This window comes from Nostoc sp. FACHB-133 (assembly GCF_014698055.1).
Lineage (GTDB): Bacteria > Cyanobacteriota > Cyanobacteriia > Cyanobacteriales > Nostocaceae > Nostoc.
Map to the genome: position 1 here is coordinate 1 of NZ_JACJSH010000030.1, position 19,954 is coordinate 19,954.

The 19,954-nt window shown below is 42.5% G+C and carries 10 protein-coding genes and 1 pseudogene; 4 read left to right on the plus strand and 7 right to left on the minus strand.

The features are described from left to right. Window positions 1–395: 395 nt before the first annotated feature. A complete protein-coding gene (locus H6G86_RS22545; protein WP_190936179.1) occupies window positions 396–4,796 on the minus strand; it encodes a PAS domain S-box protein in 4,401 nt (1,466 codons plus the stop codon). Window positions 4,797–5,064: 268 nt separating this feature from the next. After that, complete coding sequence (locus tag H6G86_RS22550; RefSeq protein WP_190936180.1) at window positions 5,065–5,499, minus strand: hypothetical protein; 435 nt, start codon at window positions 5,497–5,499, stop codon at window positions 5,065–5,067. A gap of 121 nt (window positions 5,500–5,620) precedes the next feature. Between H6G86_RS22550 and H6G86_RS22555 the strand changes: the two genes are divergently transcribed. Together H6G86_RS22555 and H6G86_RS22560 are read left to right on the plus strand one after the other, a co-directional pair. Further along, window positions 5,621–7,474 carry a S8 family peptidase gene (locus H6G86_RS22555; protein ID WP_190936181.1) on the plus strand — a complete coding sequence of 618 codons (1,854 nt, stop codon included), beginning with the start codon at window positions 5,621–5,623 and terminating at the stop codon, window positions 7,472–7,474. A 143-nt stretch (window positions 7,475–7,617) separates the two neighbouring features. Next, window positions 7,618–7,842: a hypothetical protein gene (locus H6G86_RS22560; protein WP_114082657.1), complete on the plus strand. Its 225-nt coding sequence runs from the start codon at window positions 7,618–7,620 to the stop codon at window positions 7,840–7,842. Here the strand turns inward: H6G86_RS22560 and H6G86_RS22565 are convergent. Next, the gene (locus H6G86_RS22565) at window positions 7,839–8,162 is read right to left on the minus strand and encodes a thioredoxin family protein (RefSeq protein ID WP_190936182.1); all 324 of its coding nucleotides are present in this window, start codon (window positions 8,160–8,162) and stop codon (window positions 7,839–7,841) included. The two genes, H6G86_RS22560 and H6G86_RS22565, sit on opposite strands and share 4 nt — an antisense overlap. A 2,129-nt stretch (window positions 8,163–10,291) precedes the next feature. On the opposite strand from H6G86_RS22565, the gene hetF reads away from it, so the two are divergent. Next, entirely contained in the window at window positions 10,292–12,817 is a 2,526-nt protein-coding gene (hetF, locus tag H6G86_RS22570) for a cell division protein HetF (protein WP_190936183.1), read from the plus strand. A 159-nt stretch (window positions 12,818–12,976) separates the two neighbouring features. Here hetF and H6G86_RS22575 read toward each other — a convergent pair whose 3' ends face one another. Together H6G86_RS22575 and H6G86_RS22585 are read right to left on the minus strand one after the other, a co-directional pair. Then, entirely contained in the window at window positions 12,977–15,898 is a 2,922-nt protein-coding gene (locus H6G86_RS22575) for a COR domain-containing protein (protein WP_190936184.1), read from the minus strand. A gap of 659 nt (window positions 15,899–16,557) precedes the next feature. Next, window positions 16,558–16,704: pseudogene (locus tag H6G86_RS22585) on the minus strand (Uma2 family endonuclease); the annotation flags it as partial. A 155-nt stretch (window positions 16,705–16,859) separates the two neighbouring features. Between H6G86_RS22585 and H6G86_RS22590 the strand changes: the two are divergent. After that, a complete protein-coding gene (locus H6G86_RS22590) occupies window positions 16,860–18,704 on the plus strand; it encodes a tetratricopeptide repeat protein (RefSeq protein ID WP_190936185.1) in 1,845 nt (614 codons plus the stop codon). An 82-nt stretch (window positions 18,705–18,786) separates the two neighbouring features. Here H6G86_RS22590 and H6G86_RS22595 read toward each other — a convergent pair whose 3' ends face one another. Beyond that, the gene (locus H6G86_RS22595; RefSeq protein ID WP_190936186.1) at window positions 18,787–18,999 is read right to left on the minus strand and encodes a hypothetical protein; all 213 of its coding nucleotides are present in this window, start codon (window positions 18,997–18,999) and stop codon (window positions 18,787–18,789) included. Next, the gene (locus tag H6G86_RS22600) at window positions 18,983–19,909 is read right to left on the minus strand and encodes a hypothetical protein (protein WP_190936187.1); all 927 of its coding nucleotides are present in this window, start codon (window positions 19,907–19,909) and stop codon (window positions 18,983–18,985) included. The genes H6G86_RS22595 and H6G86_RS22600 overlap by 17 nt, the downstream gene beginning before the upstream one ends. Window positions 19,910–19,954 lie beyond the last annotated feature (45 nt).

Sequence of the window (19,954 nt, forward strand, 5' to 3'; positions counted from 1 at the left end):
TGGCATCTGCTGAATCTGCTCCTGTTGCTCTTTCTGCTCCTGCTATCAACGGTTAATTCTCAAGCATTAACTCAATTAGCTAAATAAGAAAGCGCTCTCCCGAATTGGGAGGGCGCTTTCTTCTTTATATGTCAATACACATCAAAACACTTGTAGAGACGGCGATTTCTCGCGTCTCAAAAACCCAAAATTTTTGCCAATAGCCCTTAACTGAACCGTATTGATTTATATGTATCCTTCTTGTTTTGCTTTCTGGGTATTGTGAGTAAAAAAAGATAAAGCTATAAATAGGGCTTGCTGAATTGTCCTTACATTTCGTACTTAATGCGTAAGTCCTAATTGCAAAAAAGGGTATGCAGGAGTTAGCAAGAATTTTTCCCAATGCCCAATTCTGTCTAAGTCCGTCCAACAAGGCTAGCGACTACTGTAGCCAACTCAGCCGCTTCAATAGGTTTGGGTAAATGTAGCTGATAACCTTCTTGTATAGCTCGCATCCGATCCTCTGCCCTCGCATAAGCAGTCAATGCTGCTGCGGGAATATTTCCCCCTTGTTCTGGTGATCGCGATCGCAGTTTGCGGATCAAAGAGTAACCATTCTCATTGGGCATACCAATGTCACTGACTAAAACATCTGGTTTCCATTCTGTAATTACCTGCAATGCTTCTTGAACTGATGCCACTGATTTAACTTCGGCTTGGCACTGTTCGAGAACTGTGGTAATAAATTCACGGCTATCGGTTTGGTCATCTACAACCACTACCCGCACACCAAGGAGGGAGACGAAGTGAAGAGGTGAAGAGGGGAGGGGCAGAGGCTGCGAGACTGTGAATAGATGACTTTTCAAAAGTGGCAGCTTGACTGTAAACGTTGATCCTTGCTCTTTACCCGGACTATCTACATGAACAGTACCACCATGTAGTTCTACTAAATGACGCACGATCGCTAATCCTAGCCCTAATCCACCATAAGTTCTAGTGTTAGAACTATCAGCTTGACGAAAGCGATCAAAGACGTAGGGAAGAAAATCAGGGCTAATACCAATACCTGTGTCAATCACCTGAATTTGGGCATATTTCTCTGTTATATGTTGTTTTTCTTCGCCAGTTACCACTGACAATTGCAACTCTACCTGTCCACCTGTGGGTGTAAATTTGATGGCATTAGATAACAGATTCCAGATAATTTGCTGCAAACGCTCAAAATCACCGGAAACTAGGAATTGGGAATTTTCGCTGCTGTCCTTTGAACGTTGATTGCTTTGGAATTCCGCTTCTCTTGATTCTAGATTTTCGTGATTGATTTCTAATCCCAAATCTGAATTTGGCGCGATTGTTACCACGGGGAGTATCCCCGGTGGCGCATTTCGCGTTTCTTTTGAGGGAATGATGGAAAATCTTAAATCGATTTCCTTGGATTGAGCGGCTAGGCTAACAGTCTCTAAGCTTGACTCAATCATCGGAACCAAATTACAAGTACGGACATTGAGGCGCAACTTGCCTCTAATCATCCGCGATATATCGAGTAAGTCTTCGATTAGCTGGGTTTGCGCCTTAGCATTGCGCTCAATTGTCTCCGTAGCCTTAGCTATTTGGCTTTCACTCAGCTTGCTTCGTTGCAGGAGTTGCGCCCAGCCCAAAATTGCATTGAGGGGCGATCGCAATTCGTGAGACAATATCCCCAGAAATTCATCTTTCATACGGTTCGCCTCTTGCAACTGCTCAGTTTGTTGTTGCAAAGAAGCAATTAAACTAGCGCGTTCCATTGCGATCGCTATTTGGTCGCATACTGCTTGCATCATCCCCTTTTGATTCTCGGTAAAGCTTAACCGAGTCCGGCTGCCAAAAGAAAGAGTACCTAACAACCGTCCTTGGGCAATCAACGGATAACTATAATAAGCAGTAATACCTAAAGAACGAAGCAATTCTGTTTTTGGGTCAGTTGATTGCTGTATATTCTCTAGAGCTATTGCACAACGCTTTTGGGCTACAGTACCGCAAACCGTTTCACCATAAGCCAACGACTCGATTTCCTTGGCCAGTTCTTGGGAAATACCACTGTAAGACCCTAACCGCATTACTTGAGAGTTCTCCTCAACCAAATAGTTCAAATAAACTTCTATTCCAATTTGCTCTTTTAGTTTTCGGTAGACGCTATCGATTAGTAGTAATGGTTCTTGGCTTGAGAGTAAATCGTTGGCTGTGTCAAATAGTAGCTTTAGTCTTTTGTAACCTAACGAGAGTGCTTTTTCTGCCTGTTTGAGGTTGCTAATCTCTTGGAACACCAAGATACAGGTAGCCGAATGACCGTGCATTGCTGGCAAGGTATCAGCAAATATCAGTAGAGAGCGCACACCAGAGGGAGTGTGCCAATCTACTTCTAATCCATTGAGACGTTCGCCAAGGGCAACCCGCACTCCTGGCATTTGTTCATTGGGAATGCGATCGCCTGCCGCATCTGTATAGTGGTAAACTGTGTGATAATCTGCTGCTGGTACACCTTTAGGAAATTCGCCCCCAGCTAATTCATTAGCAGAGCGATTTGCAAAAGTTACCCGCGCCGTTCCTGGTTCGATAAACAGCAAGGGTCTTGGCATCAGATTTAACACATCCTCAAGCCATTTTTGCTGATTTAGAAGTATTTCTTCTGCCTGTTTGCGCTCCGTAATATCTAAAAATGCACCAACGCTTCCTCTAGTTTTACCCTCTTCATCAAACAGAGGTGCAACATACTCCAACAGGTTGACAATTTTTCCATTTTCATGGACTACCTCAAGTTCACAATCCACAACTTCGACACCATGAGCAGCAGAGTATTGCATTGGCAGTTCCTCTGCTGAGAGTTCCCTTCCTTCACGGTAGATTTTAAAATTTGTCGGTTTTTCGTTACTAGGAACATTGAGAGAGGCATTTGTATTTGACGATATCCCCAACTGCTTGGCAAAAGCAGGGTTTACCTTGATATTTTGGCATAGTGGATCTTCGGCAATGCCAATTCCAATGGGAATTACCTCCAACAAAGTTTGTAACTCAGTAATGCGGCGCTGTAGATCCTTGTTTAGTTGTAAGATTTTTTCTTTAGCCTTTTTTTGTTCGCTAATGTTACGAGTCACAGTTGCTAAGGCAATTGGCTGACCTGTGTTGTTGTCTGTAACAGTGAAGATATTGTAATCAACTGGTATTGGTTGACCTGTTTGGAGATGCCGAAAGCAGAATTCTCCCTGCCAACGACCTTCTGATAGTACAGTCGGTAGTATATATTTTTGAAAATAGGTTTTGTCTTTGGGCATGAAGTAATCTAATACTACTTTTTGCCTCACATCTTCAAGGTTAGCAAGTCCTACCAGTTTTTGACCTGCATCATTTATATAGAGTAATTGACCTTCAAGGCTGGCGATGCCGATAAAGTCAGAGCTATTTTCTACCAGCGATACTAATTTTTGTTGCTCTGCTTCTGCAAGTTTACGTTCGCTCAAGTCGAGGATAAATGCTACTGACTCTTCCCGTTTTTCTCCTAACAACACGTAACCAACTAAAACTGGGATGCGGCTACCATCCTTGCGAATATATTCTTTCTCGTAGGGCGTACAAGTAGCGTTAGTGTTTCCTTGTGCTTCGGCGACACCTCGCAGATCCAAGTATATATACTCTGGTGGTGTGATATTGCTCCAACTTAATCTACCCTCTGACAAATCCTGCTGGGTGTAACCAATCATCCTGAGAAATTCGTCGTTTGCCTCCTGGATACCGCCATACACATCGCCAAACAGAATACCAATAACGTTAGAATCTACGAAACTTCCTAGTTTATCCTGGTAGGTTCTCAGTGCTTTTTGAGCAAGATCGCGTTGATGGCTAAGGCGTTCAATAACCCTGGCACTTTGCCAAATCAAAATAGTAAAAATCACAATCAGGACGATCGCAAACACCGATACCGCAAAAGCCGGATCGTATTGTCCTGCACGTTGACCTTCAACAATTACCCATCCTAATATAAAAGGTACTGCGATCGCGGCAACCAACAAACGACGTGCCAGTAAGCCACCATAAGTATCACTTGTAACTACCCTCATTAACCCCTGTTCTGCCCGCGCCCACAGAATACCTATACTTAGTAAAATGAACAACACCGCTGTATGTAAAGCCATCGATGTTGTATGAGGGGCAAGTCCGTAAAGAACTTTCACTTTGTAGGCATAGCCCATGAGCGCCTGAAAGGAAATTAAAGTAGCGATCAGAGCGATAATCTGAGCAAACCAATAACTACGGTGGTTTTTTGGATTAATCAGAATCTGTAGGGAAATGCTGACCAGCATAAAGTTGAATGCTGTGTTCACCCCCATTCGCCCCGGATACAATGTCGTCATACTAGTTGGCGAATCCAGGAACAGCACCTCATCAATACCTAGATTCCAGCCGAACAGATATTCACAAAGTGTAAGTGCAGCAATTGTGGTGACAGCTATTGCACAGACCCTGGAAATTACCAGAGTAGGGAAGTAGAGAAGTCGAAAGGTCGAAGAGTCAGGGTAGTTTTGAATTGTTCTTTTCCCCTGATTCCCTGCCTTTAAAAACAGCCACAATGATAAACCAGACAGCACAAAACACAACGCTGTATTGACTTTCATCGTGGCGGGACTACCAGGGAAGCCGCGCTTGAGAATTTCAATTCCAAGCCACCAGCCAATTAGCACCAAGCTGCCAACCAAGATGGGTATTACACTTGCGGCTTTTGCCACAAGTGTATTTCTTGGGATTTTGAATATATCTTGCAGCCGCAAGCGGTTAACCTTTAACATTTAGTGTTCTCTAACCGCATCTATCTAGCGTAGTAAACTTCCGTATTCCTCACGGTTTAATCATCTATGCCTTAGTATTTTATGCTACCCCTTGACTTACTTTTCATCTACCCAGAAGCATATTTTTTATTGGACAATTTAGAGTAAGAATTAATAATTCAAAAAATCACCTTTGTGAGTATTTCAGAATTGCAGCTATGTCGTTTACCCAATCTAATTTTATGTACAGGAACAGTAGTATAATCGAGAACTTGTAGCTTCAATATAACTAGTTCTTTGGTTCTGTTTGCAAGTCTTGTAATAGCCCTTGCAAAAACTTTCCCCATTCCGCCGCCAAAGGGATTTCGGTAAATGGAACACGCACCGATTTATTAGATTCGGAAAAGAGAAATTCTAGCTCTATAGAACGACCTTTCTGCGGTATATTATCCACATCTACTGATTTATCATCTACTAGAAAGTTAATTTGCTTAATATCAAGCAAAGAGAATGTTTCTAGTTTAATAGGCCCTTGAGGTGTGGGTTTTCCCCAAGTGAGATTATTGTCTTTTTGACCTAATACAGCATAAATATCGTACTTAGCACGTTCAAATTGTTCTGCCCAACCGCGATAGGCTTCAACTTTTTGATACTCTTTCGAGCCTTGCCAAGCCAACCAGAAAAACATTACTAATAGCGGCAACCACAAAAGACCACGTTCCATCGTTTCAAAAAGTCCTGAGTAATGAAGTGAGACTTGTAACTAAAAGTGCAAAATCCACCAACAAAGGATGGAGATAAGTTATGGTAGTGAGCAAACTGGCAAAAAGCGGTGATGAGTTAATATGAGAAAACTTATATTATTGTGCTTGTTTGTCATTGGGCTGGGAGCTGCCATATTTGGTTTCCTGAATTTCCAGGGAATGGCAGTTAAAGGAGAGTTTGAGACGATTTTGCTTGATTTTCGGGAAGATATTCCATCAGATGTGGTGCAACAGAATCTCCAAGCGATCGCCAAACAATACAACGTTACACCCCAATTAGACAACAAGTTTTCAGAAAAAGATCATGTATATATTGTCAAAGGCGATCGCCAGCGACTCCAAGAACTGAAAAAATCTCAGTTTGCCCAAGCTACAGAATTCATTGAGCCAAATTACATCTATACAAAGATTCCCCAACCAGGTGAAAAAGCTTGGTTAGGAGAATTTTTGAGACCTCAAGAAAATGATGATGAGACAAGCCCATCATTAACTGGCCCCAATGATCAATATTACAGCAAGCAGTGGAACTTGCACAAAATCGGTATTGAAGGCGCATGGAGTCAAACCAAAGGCAGTGGCATTACAGTTGCGGTAATTGACACCGGGATTACTAAGGTGCGCGACTTATATGAGACAAAATTTGTCAAAGGCTATGATTTTGTTAACGACCGAGAAGAAGCCAAAGACGATAACGGCCACGGTACCCATGTTGCCGGAACTATTGCTCAAGCCACAAATAACAAATATGGTGTAGCTGGAATTGCTTATGAAGCTAGTCTGATGCCACTTAAGGTACTCAGTTCTTATGGCGGCGGTACAGTTGCCGATATTGCCGAAGCGATTAAATTTGCTGCTGATAAAGGCGCAGATGTGATTAATATGAGCTTGGGTGGTGGCGGTGAAAGCAAGTTGATGAAAGAAGCGATCGAGTATGCCCATAGAAAAGGTGTAGTTATCATTGCCGCAGCTGGGAATGAAAATACCAATGGTGCAAGCTATCCAGCCCGATATCCTTATGTAATCGGCGTTTCGGCAATTGGCCCAGATGGCGAAAGAGCGCCTTATTCTAACTTTGGTGCTGGGGTAGATATCTCGGCTCCTGGTGGTAGTGAAGCTGGTAAGATTCTCCAAGAAACTATCGATGAAAATGGCGAAGGGGTATTTCTTGGCTTCCAGGGTACAAGCATGGCTTCTCCCCACGTTGCAGGCGTTGCAGCATTAATTAAAGCTGCTGGTATCAAAGAACCAGATGAAGTTTTAAAAGTCCTCAAGCAGTCAGCGCGAGTTATCCAAGATGATGGTTTGAACTATTATGGCGCTGGACAACTCAATGCAGAAGCAGCAGTCAGACTAGCTTTTGGAGGACAAATCAGTTTTCCAGACTTCTTTCGGTGGTTACGCGATAACGGCTATCTTAACCCTGGCTTTTGGATTGATGGTGGTGCTGTGGCCCTATTACCCAAGATTTTAATGGTAGTTGGCTCTTATCTACTGGCTTGGTTTTTACGGGTTTACTTCCCCTTCACTTGGAGTTGGTCTTTATCTAGTGGACTAATCGCTGGCAGTTCCGGGTTATTCTTCCTCAAGGGAATCTATATTTTTGATCTTCCCCAATGGCCTTTCCGGGTTTTGGGCAGTTCAATTCCCGAACTAGGTAATACCCTCCAGGGAACTGATGCGTTGAATCCCCTATTTGCCAGTGTACTGATTCCGATTTTGTTAATGGCATTGCTGCTGGGAAATCCTAGTTGGAAATGGTTTGCCATTGGTTCAACATTAGGTATAGCAGCCTGCTTGACAGTAAGTGCGTTTTTAGATCCAGCTGTTTGGGGTTTGGGAAGTGGCAACATATCACGCCTTTTCCTCATCGCTAATGCCCTAATCTGCTATGGACTGGTTCGTTTAGCATTGAAAAACGAAGAAAAAATCGCATAAATGGGGAATGGGGAATGGGGAATGGGGAATGGGGAATCAATTTTTATAACTCCTAACCCTAACTCCTAATTCCCTACTTCCCCCACTCAGCACGGGCTAAACCTTAGCTATCCGCTAACAGCACTCACAACTCAGCACTGTTTATGAGCATTACACTTACAGGTACAATCGAACGCCGTGATATAGGCACAGGCGCATGGGCGTTGGTTACAGAAGAAGGCGTTACTTACGAAATCCTTAAAGGGGCTGACAAAAGCTTACTCAAAGCCGGACAAAAAGCAAAAGTAAAAGGACAGGTGCGTGAAGATATCATGACTATTGCCATGATTGGCCCTGTCCTAGAGGTCAAATCTTTTGAAGTAATTTAGTTCTGATTACCTGTAGAATCCAGAACCTCTTGCAGACGGCTTCTAAATTCCCCTTTGGGATGACCTCCTTTTAATTCACCCACAATCTGAAATTCCCCTTCTGGAGAATTGCAGAGGATGTAAGTAGGCCATCCCATTTCTGATTTATCGGGATACTGAGTTAATAAAATCTTGCGATACTTGCGATAAGCAGTCGTATCCTGCATTTTCACATCAATAAATTCTAAACCCAGTTCTTCAGCCACCTTTTTGTCGTAAAAAGACATTTTATGGCAGATGCCGCACTCTTCTGAAGAGAACTTAATTACAGCTAAACTCATGGGTTGGCGACTCTTTGATTTTAAGCAAAGTTTTTTAGCATAATGCCATGAAATATTACCATATAGCTGGTTATTAGTGTCAACTTAAAGCTAAAACCCTTATCCAGTATCTTTTCTTGCGTCCTTACTTATATGTTTTTTGGGAGGCAGAGTCTTCAGGACTGCATTCTCAGACTGAACATACAAACAAGAAATATACATATGTAGTTACCAAGGAAGCTCTGATTCGGAAGCTGAAAGCAGTGATTGCTGGCAGACAAATAATTAAACGCCAAAATATAGAAAAAAAATTAAGAATATGATTAAATATCATAGCAATCATTTTGATGTGGCATCTCTAGCTCACAATAAAAAGAAAGGGATTCAGGAATTGAGTGAGCAATTTATGCTCTATCCTAGGAGCAGTAACAACAAGAGTAGTGGTGCATTCTAGTTACATCAACAGAAAATGCTAGGGCGATGTCTAAGACAAGCCGCTACGTGTCTACACAAAAAACCCCCGATAAGCATTAGCCAATCAGGGGAGTTAGTTATCAGGGTGCATCTACCAATTAAATGTTCTTAGGTTTAACACCATACTCCGGATAAATTTGGATAAAGGCTAGTTATTTTTTAAAATAAAAAACCCCCGATGAGCGTTAGCCAATCAGGGGAGTTAGTTATCAGGGTGCATCTACCAATTAAGTGTTCTTAGGTTTAACACCATACTCCGGATAAATTTGGACAAAGGCTAATTATTTTTTAAAATAAAAAACCCCCAGATGATGTTAGTCTACTAGGGGAGTTAGTTATCAGGGTGCATCTACCAATTAAGTGTTCTTAGGTTTAACACCATACTCCGGATAAATTTGGATAAAGGCTAGTTATTTTTTAAAATAAAAACCCCCAGATGATGTTAGTCTACTAGGGGAGTTAGTTATCAGGGTGCATCTACCAATTAAGTGTTCTCAGGTTAAACACCATACTCCGGATAATTTGGACAAAGGTAAGTTATTTTTTAAAATAAAAACCCCCAGATGATGTTAGTCTACTAGGGGAGTTAATTATCAGGGTGCATCTACCATTAATGTTTTTTAGGGGCAGCGAGTATCTTCCGGGGAAAATGGCAAAAATCAGGGTTGACGGCCATGTCTAGGAAGGGCTACGCCTACGTCACTAGAAAAAAACCCCCAGTGGGTGTTAGCCAACCAGGGGAGTGAGTTATCAGGGTGCATCTATTGATCTATCTTTTCTAAAGTAAATGGGTAGCTACCGGATAAAATAGCAGAGGTTGAAGTTATTGTTGTTTGCTCACCAGAAAAAAAACCTCAAAGTTGTTAACCAACCAGAGGAGTTAGTTATCAGATATTGGTGTCAAGTGAAGCTAAAGTCTTTCAAAATCTCGTTTACCTGTAAATGATACTCATAGGGCTACTGGCGCGAATTCAGGAGATTCTAGCCTACATGAGGATTAAAAGAGATTCTTAAAGAGCAATCTACCGGATAAATTGACGCTCACCAGAGAAAATCCTCAATGGGTGTTAGCGAACTAAGGGAGCTAGTTATCAGGGTGAATCTACCAATTAAATAACCAGTGCATTGCCTTAAAAATTTGATGCGTCAGAAATGATTGCTGCTAAATTCCTTCATAAAAAAACCCCCAGTGGGTGTTAGCCAACCAGGGGAGCTAGTTATCAGGGTGCATCTACCAATTAAGTGTTCTAGGTTTAACCACCATGCTCCGGATAAATTTATTAGAAAGGCGTGTCAACGAAACTCTAGTAGATATTCACTGAATTAGGGGAGTTAAAAATCAAGGGACATCTATCTAGTAATCAAGTATTCTAGGATTAAGCACTATTTTTTGGTAAAGAATATCTGCGTTAAAAGTTGCTGTTGTTTGCCAAAATTGAAAAAAACCCCTAGTAGGTGTTAGCCAACTAGGGGAGTTGAAGATCAAGGTGCATCTACCAATTAAGTGTTCTAGATCCAAGTAATCCGATCCGGATAAAGTTGTAAAGGCAGAAAAAGCAAAACAACACCGAATCAGAAACATTCAGGGGTGGGATGCATCTAAGTTATCAGAGGGAGCAAATCGACTTGAAACTTTCGTGTTTCAAACCAGATTTAGGAGGCGGACAGGAGAAGTTGTGACCCAGGAATTTCACATTTCCGTAACCCCAGTAGGGCAAAATGACTACTTGGTGCGGACGGAACAAGTCGCGCCTGGGGTACCATTGGCAGAAGAATTGGTGACTTGGCCTGTAGCTGATTGGTTAATAGCTGCTGGGCATTTGATGAATGACCCATTGAAGTCGGTATTGCAGGGAGATCCATTTACCTCTGGTGGGCACGAAAGTAATATCGCCAGAAACTCTGTTAACTTGGTGGCATTGGGTCAACAATTTTATAACGCCTTATTTCAAGGCACTCTCAGAGATAGTTGGATTACTGCCCAAGGTATTGCCCAGAATCACCAACAAGTACTACGCTTACGCTTGGGGCTAAAGGACACTAGGTTAGCTCGTCTACCTTGGGAAGTAATGCACGCAGGCGATCGCCCTCTGGCTACTGGGCCTTATGTGGCTTTTTCTCGCTTCCAAAGTGGCATTTTGGGGGGTTCTCCTTTGCGATCGCGCAATAGTTTCACAACACGAGAACAAGGTAGTGTGAAAGTATTGATGGTAATTGCTTCTCCCTCAGATCAAGCCCGTCTTGATTTACAGAAACAGGAAGCGATTAAACTGCAAGCGGAACTTCACCGTCAAACATCACGACTTGCTGAAGGTAACAATCGTTTCCCAGAAATTGAACTCACTGTATTAGACCAACCAGGACGGGAAGAACTGACGCAAGCCCTAGAACAAGGCAGATACCAAGTTCTCCACTATTCTGGTCATAGTAACTTAGGCGGCAATGGCGGAGAAATTTATCTTGTTAGTCGCAGAACTGGCTTAACGGAAATCTTGAGTGGAGACGATCTAGCAGGTCTGCTCGTCAACAATAATATTCAAATGGCAGTGTTTAATTCCTGCTTGGGGGCGTACACAGCTGCATCTGATCTTTCTGGAGATACGGGTGAACGTAATCTGGCAGAAAGTCTCGTGAAGCGCGGAATTAGAAGCGTTTTGGCTATGTCAGAACGCATTCCTGATGAAGTGGCCTTGACACTCACACAATTGTTTTACCGCAACTTGAGTCAGGGATATCCAGTAGATTTGTGCGTTAGTCGGGTACGCCAAGGATTAATTTCTGCTTATGGTTCTCACCAGATGTACTGGGCATTACCGATTTTATATCTCCAGCCAGAATCTGACGGTTTTCTCAGTGAAGAAATTGAGGTATCCGAAAGTCCAGACTTGCGGGATCAGTATAATTCACCTCTAGGAATAACTTCCACGATGTACTCTGCGATGTCTACGACGGGCTACGCCAACGCAGATGATAGCGATATGCCTTTGGGAATGGAAGAAATGATTCCTGCTGGTTTGGCGCGTGACTCTTCTGGGTTAGACTGGCTCGGTGAGGATACTTGGGGCGATCTCGTTGATGAAATTGAGTATGATGACCCAAGTTATGAAGAAGATTCTGCGATCGTTTCGGATTTGTTTCGTCAGCTAGATAACCAAAAAGCTACAACTGAACCAGATCAACAAATTCTAGAAAATAATTTTCAGCAAAGCCAGATTTCAGAAGAGATGACTTCTCTAGAAGATGAAGGAGATTTATGGGGAGAAATCCCGGCACCGCCCCCTGCAATTACTGGTAAATTTCAAGGAAATCAGCAAAATTCTGAGTTTTCGCGTAGGCAGAGCCCAACCCAGGCATCGCAATCACCCGCACCAAGACATCGTACTCAACGCCGCAAGTTGTGGCCAATTGTGGGTATTGTGGGAATCAGTGCCTTAGTAGCTGCGATCGGTTTAAATTGGTGGTGGCAAAATCGATCCCAGATGGCAACTTTGCCAAACATCCCAGCAATTTCCACCGAGTCTTTACCTATCCAAAAACAGCAAAATATCGATTTAGAAACAGCAAGCACTGGAATTGTCACCACTAGCGCTACGCAAAAATTGAGCCAGGGAGATTTACAAGGTGGGTTGTTGGCTGTAGAAGAATTACTCAATCGTGGGGCACTGGCTGCGGCAGAAACTGCCCTTAAACTTATTCCAAATAAGCAAGTTGACGATCCATCTGTCAACTTTTATAAGGGAAGATTAGCTTGGCAGTCTATCGGGACTGGAGACAATAACTATAGCGTCGATGATGCCCGCCGTTACTGGGAAACTGCTGCAAAAGCTAAACCAGAATCGCTTTTGTATAATAACGCTTTAGGATTTGCCTACTACGCAGAAGGCAATCTAAATCGAGCCAATGACTCTTGGTTCAAGGCTTTGAATTTAGCTCTCAAAGAACAAAATACAGATTCAAAGACAGCAGTTCCTGAAGATGCTTTAACTTCTTATGCTGGTTTAGCTCTTGGACTGTATAAATCTGCACTTAGTCAATCTAGTGGTAAGCAGACACAGTATCTTAATGAAGCGATCAAGTTGCGGCAAATGGTTCTCAACTCTGATTCAGTAAATTTCCAGGTTGATAAATTAGCTAAAAATTGGCTGTGGACGGAGAAGGCGATTGAAGATTGGCGATCGCTCCTTCAGGAAAAAGGAGAATAACAGTGAAAAGGGCGGTTAGAAACCGCGTCTACACAGACAAAACCCACCTCCGTGGGTTTCAAACCCTCAATTGTTTCTTAGTCCGCGCAGGCGGACTACCCTGCGGGAAGCCGCAAAGCGTCTATGTTTCTATAGCCGCGAATTCTATTCGCCGGACTTTTATTTGTTTCCTTGAAAATGCTTAATAATATTGCTAATTACAGGCAAATCTTCCAGTACTATTTTTGTTAAATCTACAAAAGATTTCTCAGAAAGGCGGTCATCTTGACGAAGTTGCAGAACGCCGATTAAGACAATAAATATTGCTGTACCAATAATTGCTAAAGCTAGATAATGGAATGGTAGCGAACCACCAAAAAATGCAATTAGACAAAATACAACTACAAATACAAATAAATAGAACATTCCATTGCGAAAAGCAAATGGAAGTTTAACATCTTCTGACTTTGGCTTTTCTTCTTGCGGAGATTGATTAGACATAGGATTATTCCCTTTTTGAATTTGAACTTTTTCAGCGTTTATATAAAAAGTATCTCCGCTGCGTCTGGTTTCTTCTTGCTGAATAAATTGTTGTTTGTCCATTACATCATCAATTAATCCCAAGACATCAATCATCTGATAGCTTTTTTGACATTGAATGTGTTCTTGCTTATCAGCTACAAACTGTCGCAATATCTCAAAAGGGTAAAAGTGTGGCTCTTGGTTATCTTTGCAGGTGTCACAATTACAGGGAATTAACTTGTTGTACTTTAGTCGCTTGTACGAGTCATGAATTTTATCGAGTTCATGTGTAACTATGGTCATCAAATCTCTTTTATGACGACCCGAAACTCGAATCTTAATCTCCCGCTTGCCATAATATTCAATCACCTCTGCCTTCGTCTGGTCTTTACTGAGAACAACGCCGCTTTTCCAGACATATTGTTGTTTATTCCTCAACTCATTCATAGCGACGATAAACTGGGTGATGATGCCCTTGGGCATGAAGTCATATTCGTAACGCAGAATCAGGTTGTCAGTTTGATTCCAGGCATAGAGGGGTTGATTAGCGGATAGCAGTTGTGGGGCAATATACTTTCCTTGGCTTCTAGGAATTTCGTAGCACAGCTTGAAGTTGATCATCAGCCGCAATAGTTCATCATGCATCGTGGCGTATTCGTCTTCACACCAGATGTTTGCCAAGTCAGACCGGGTGAAACTGCCTAGATTGCTAATCACCTTTTCATTATCCAGCACTTTGTAGACTGCATCAGTTCCCCACTTGGGTTTGAGGATAACGGTCTTGTTCAAAAGTGGGTCTTCCTGGAAGTGCAAGCATACTCCCAAATCGTGCAGATAGCTGCTCAACTGCAACTTGTCATTTCTTTGGGTGAACCCATTTTTTTGGCAGATGTTCAGGTATTCATCCAAGCCGATGTAATTGCGTTTGTCACTCTCCAAAGCTTCCCGGACTCTAACCCAGGTTTTTGGGAGGGGACTGCCAATATGGGGCAGACTTTTAACGTAATGCTTGATTTGTTCTAAAACTTGTTCTAAACCCCTGTTGGTAGCAAGGTTTGTTGGTAAAGTCTCCTTCAAATTAGTAAACTGCCCCCGTAACTCACGTTCATTGATTTCTGGGCGGCGGTCTTGCTTCTGATTTTTGATGATTAACAGTGGACTGTTATCGCTCAACAGTTCTACTACATTCAACCAGTAATAAAAATCTGTGTCTTCCTTGCGGGTATCTGCTACTAAAACGTAGAGAGAACGCTTAGTAAGGAAAAACTGGTGAGTAGCATGGTAAATCTCTTGCCCACCAAAATCCCAGATGTTAACTCGAAATTCTCGCCCATCTTTCATTGGGAAATCCCACCTAATCACCTCAATTCCTTTCGTAGAGTCTTCCTCTCGGAGTTGATAATTTTGGTCTTCAATTTTCTTCGCCAGTGTTGTCTTCCCTGCTCCACCTTCGCCGATAATTAGTAACTTTGCTTCACACAGATAATCTGTGCCTTCTGCTTGCAGTTGCCGAAAATAATCCCTAATTGCCTCAATACCTTGTTCAACAATTTCTGGTGGTGGCTTTTCGATGGGGTTGCCCGTTAATTTCAGCTCAGTGAGTTGTTGCAGGCGGGTGATCGCTTCTGGCAGTGTCGTTAATCGGTTGCCGCCTAAATTCAGGGAAGTGAGTTGTTGCAGGCGGGCGATCGCTTCTGGCAGCGTCGTTAATTCGTTGCCGCTTAAATCCAGGTGAGTGAGTTGTTGCAGGCGGGCGATCGCTTCTGGCAGTGTCGTTAATCGGTTGCCGCCTAAATTCAGGGAAGTGAGTTGTTGCAGGCGGGCGATCGCTTCTGGCAGTGTCGTTAATCGGTTGCCGCCTAAATTCAGGGAAGTGAGTTGTTGCAGGCGGGCGATCGCTTCTGGCAGTGTCGTTAATCGGTTGCCGCCTAAATTCAGGGAAGTGAGTTGTTGCAGGCGGGTGATCGCTTCTGGCAGCGTCGTTAATTCGTTGCCGCTTAAATCCAGGTGAGTGAGTTGTTGCAGGCGGGCGATCGCTTCTGGCAGCGTCGTTAATTTGTTGTCGCCTAAATCCAGGTCAGTGAGTTGTTGCAGGCGGGTGATCGCTTCTGGCAGCGTCGTTAATTCGTTGTCGTATAAATTCAGGGAAGTGAGTTGTTGCAGGCGGGTGATCGCTTCTGGCAGCATCGTTAATTCGTTGCTGTTTAAATACAGCTCAGTGAGTTGTTGCAGGCGGGCGATCGCTTCTGGCAGCGTCGTTAATTGGTTGCCGGCTAAATCCAGGTAAGTGAGTTGTTGCAGGTGGGCGATCGCTTCTGGCAGTGTCGTTAATCGGTTGAGCCTTAAATTCAGGTAAGTGAGTTGTTGCAGGCGGGCGATCGCTTCTGGCAGTGTCGTTAATCGGTTGCGGCTTAAATTTAAAACCTCCAACCATTCCAGTTCAAAAACCTCAGCAGGAATCTCTGTTAATAATTTTTCCTTGTCATCAGTACCCCAATCATTGCTTAAATCTAATTCTTTAAGCTGTTTCTCTTTCGCTTCTCGGATTTTTTCAAGGAAACGTTGAGGCATGTTTGCCATACTGAGGTTCACCTGTTAACGAAAATTATATGTAATGCCCCTGATTCGCTGGACAATTTCGCAACCACTAATATTTTGCACTAATCCCAACAACCGCCACAGGTTAGAAACCTCTGGCTGATAGCAAAAGTCTTCTTAAGAGGGCTAAATTCTTTCCAGACTTGGGTTTTAGTCCACATTGAATGGACTATTGACTATGAGAAAGGAAATTCGAGTTCCAGGCGGAGATAGGTGCTAATTAAGAATACTGCAAGATATCAAAGCAATTTACTATTTTGTGTAATACTACACGGGTACTAATAATTTTTACTGAATATAAAAAGAATTTATCATTGCCAATAGTTCAGATTGGCTTGTCAACGAGTCTTTGATACTCATTAATGAGGTTCGGAACTCCGTTAATGAGTCTTTGACACTCGTGGATGAGTCTTTAATACTCGTGGACGAGTCTTTGATACTCGCGGACGAGTCTTTGATACTCGTGGATGAGTCTTTGATACTCGTGGACGAGTCTTTGATACTCGTGGATGAGTCTTTGATACTCGTGGACGAGTTTTTGATACTCGTGGACGAGTCTTTGATACTCGCGGACGAGTCTTTGACACTCGTGGACGAGTCTTTGATGGTTCTTTTACTTCTTTAGCCGTTTTTTACGCGACTTATCCAGCCCGAAAAATCTGTTCAGTAGTTAAACTAAACTCTGGGAAGGCTGGCGATTGAATGCGATCGCTTCCCCTAAATTGCTTAACCTGATACTCACCTTGAATTAATTGGTAAATCGAGATAGTTGGTTGTTTAGGATTACCATCATTGCCAGGGTTACACGTTAAGTTGACACGTATGAGCAATGCTATGTCCTTACGAAAGATATGGTTTTTAACCTTAATCCATATTTGGTATTTCTTGTCAATGCATAAGTCCTATAGAATTAGAATTGACGTGACGTTTCTTAGTAGCTAAAGTGTCAGATTCTCTGCCATTGCGCGATCGCTATATTGCCTTAATCGATGAAATTGTTGAAACCACCCTCAAGGGCAAAATTAGCTCTGTTGATATGGTGTACCAAATGCTGCTTAAAGGCATTACTTCCGGTACAGGGGAGGTATTTGAGTTAGCTTTGAGCGATCGCCTGAATGCTCTCCAAAGCCAAGTAGATAGTGAAAAAGACGAACTCAAGAAAGCCAAAGCTACTCGCAGTTTGAGAGCCATTAAGACCATTCAAAGTCAATGGCAACGTTGGCAAGAGCAAAACAAAGCCACAGAAGCGATCGCTTCAGCAGTTACAGAAATTACCACAGCCCCCTCTGACGAGCGACTAGCGACATTTTTACGGATTACTGACCCAAATCAGAAGTATCCGCTAAATTTGCAACAGCTACAGCAATTATCAAAAGGATTACAGCAATTTGCCCAGGCAGATGCTGATTTAGAACAATTTTCCGAAGGTATTACCCGTGGATTAGCTTCTTGGCAACGATTGCAAGACAACTTGCTCAGTTGGATGTACGAGCAAAAAGAAGCTTTAGGATTTGGTGGCGTACCGGGAGAACGTGGCCCTTGGGCAAGTTGGGCTAAACAACTCAATAGTGAGTTACCCAAAGCACTACTTCGTACCTTAGCGATGGAAGAATCGGCAATTGAGTTTGCCCAGCGACAACGGGGAATCACCCTGAGAGATTGGGTGGAAATGGAATTAATTTTACAGTTCTTGCAACGGGGGCTAATTAACTGGTTTGACCAACAAGCTTACGATGTTAAAGCCGGGCCAAAGTTGTCCATTTCCACTTTTTTGACCTTTGCAGTGATTTGGAGTCAATTAGCAAGTGGCTTTGGGAGCATTGGGACAGTATACGCGGATGCGTGTTCTCAAATCATGCTCCAAATTTTGCGAACCTTTGCCCAGCGTCCATATTTTCCTTTTTACGGCGGGATATTTGCCTCTTTTACTGGCACTTATTTGCGAGATGCCCTCGATTATTTGGATGAACCATTGCGACGAGGTGAGGGAACCCAAGAAAAGGCGCGGATTTTGACCCTTTTAGGTTATTCTCAGCGTGCTTTGGGGCAATACCAGCGCTCAATTGATTTTCATCAGCAGGCGTTAGAGATAGCCAGGAATGCAGGCGATCGCGCCTGTGAAATAGCCAATCTCAACCACCTCAGCCGCACCTACGTGCAACAGCAAAATTATGCTGAAGCAATTAACTACAGTCAACGAGCATTAATATTTAGTCGGCAAGCAGGCGATAGAACAGGAGAAGCCAACGCGCTAGTAAACTTAGGTTACAGCGAAGTCATGCAGGCTCAAGAACTGGAGAATCTAGAACCTGAAACATACCAAGCTGCAATTAACTATTTAGAACAAGGTTTAAAACTATCAGAAAAATTAGGCGATATTCAAAGTAAAGCTTTATGTGTCAGTAGCTTAGGAATCGCTTATCTAGTAATTGGAGAACACCAAACTGCAATTAAATATTTGGAGGATGGCTTTAAAACAGCCCAAGTTTCCGGCGATTTATATCTCCAAGGGCGGAACTTAGCTTATTTGGCAGAAGCTTATTATCATCTCCAAAATTCTGAAAAAACCGTTTACACAGGCTGTTTAGGAATGTATCTTTTGGAGCAAATTGCTTCTAATGAGTGGCGGCAAGCAGCAGGTTTACTAACAATTTTGCAGGGTCAAATTGGGGTCGAAGCTTTCCAAAAGTTCTTGCAGCAACATCGCCCTAAAATAATTGCGGTTATCGGTGTAGATGGGTATGATTACATTCCGCAATTGTTAGAAGAATATCAGCGAGATGTATGAGGCTGCGCTTTAGGTAGGGGCAATTCATGAATTGCCCCTACCTAAAAATTAAGGTTTCGGCTATTGTTTGGGTAAGTTTTGGTTATGCTGCCGTTGCCTTCGCAATTTTTACAAGCAATCGCAACGCCTCATTAACAGAAGCCGAATCTCGAAATATTTCTGCCACGTCTGGATTAATAACTACAACATTACTCGATTGCATATACGCTTCGTAATATTTGCCACGGACACCACCTGAAAAATCATATTCAGGTTTCATATCTTCATTGACGATTATTTCAGGTTCCTGACTCATAGCTATCAAGCAATTCCTCAATATTTTGCAACTGTTCTTCATACTGTTCAATTCGTTGTGTCAATTCATATTTAGCTTCCGAATCAGTTTTAATATTCCATTCTTTCTTCAAGAATTTCAACTTTTTACGAATATTTTCATATTCTTCTTCTAAGTCTTCGCGCTTTTCTTGAATATGTCGTTTTGAAGACACGTTTTGAGTTGTACCATCAAGTAGAACAGCATTTAGTCTGGAAGAATCATTTTGCACAGAAATAGAATCTGATTCTGTTTTTTTATAGAGAATAGGGGTCAAATGTTCAGACAGTCCTGCCATTTGAATTGCTGAACAGCCCAGATGATAAGCAAACTCCATTGACCTACCAGATCCTAGCGCATCATAAAATCCTAGAGCAAAATCTAGAGCCGCTTTATCGGTAATTGATTGCTTCATTCCAATTACGTAAGGAATATGTTGGGCAATTACCTTTGCTTGAACCTCGGTGTAACAACCGTTCAAGAGAACACAGTTCACCCGATCTGAAAATAACTTAAATAAATCTGCTAAGGCATTGGCAGGAATAAGATGAATATGTCCGGTATCATCTTCAAATACTAATCCTTCTTCTGGCTCAATTTCTGTTTCTGTAGCAGTAACAAGCTCTTGAGTTATGGTTCCTTTTTGTTCTAATATATTGTCCTGTTTGCGATGTCCAGCAAAATGAACAATCTGAGGATTGCATTCTAGCAGAGCCAGTTGAATATCTCTAGGACGTACCGCCCATCGTTGCTCAAAATTGAAGCGATCGCGATGTCTTGCTCTTAATAACCCATCACTAATATCTCGCGCTTCCTGCTCTAAACGTGATTGAGAGCTTCCTACTGGATTTGCTGCTAAAAATAAAATAGTTAGAACAGATGACTCAGCCATACTTAAATTATGACGTACAAATAAAAAAATTTTCTATGACGTACA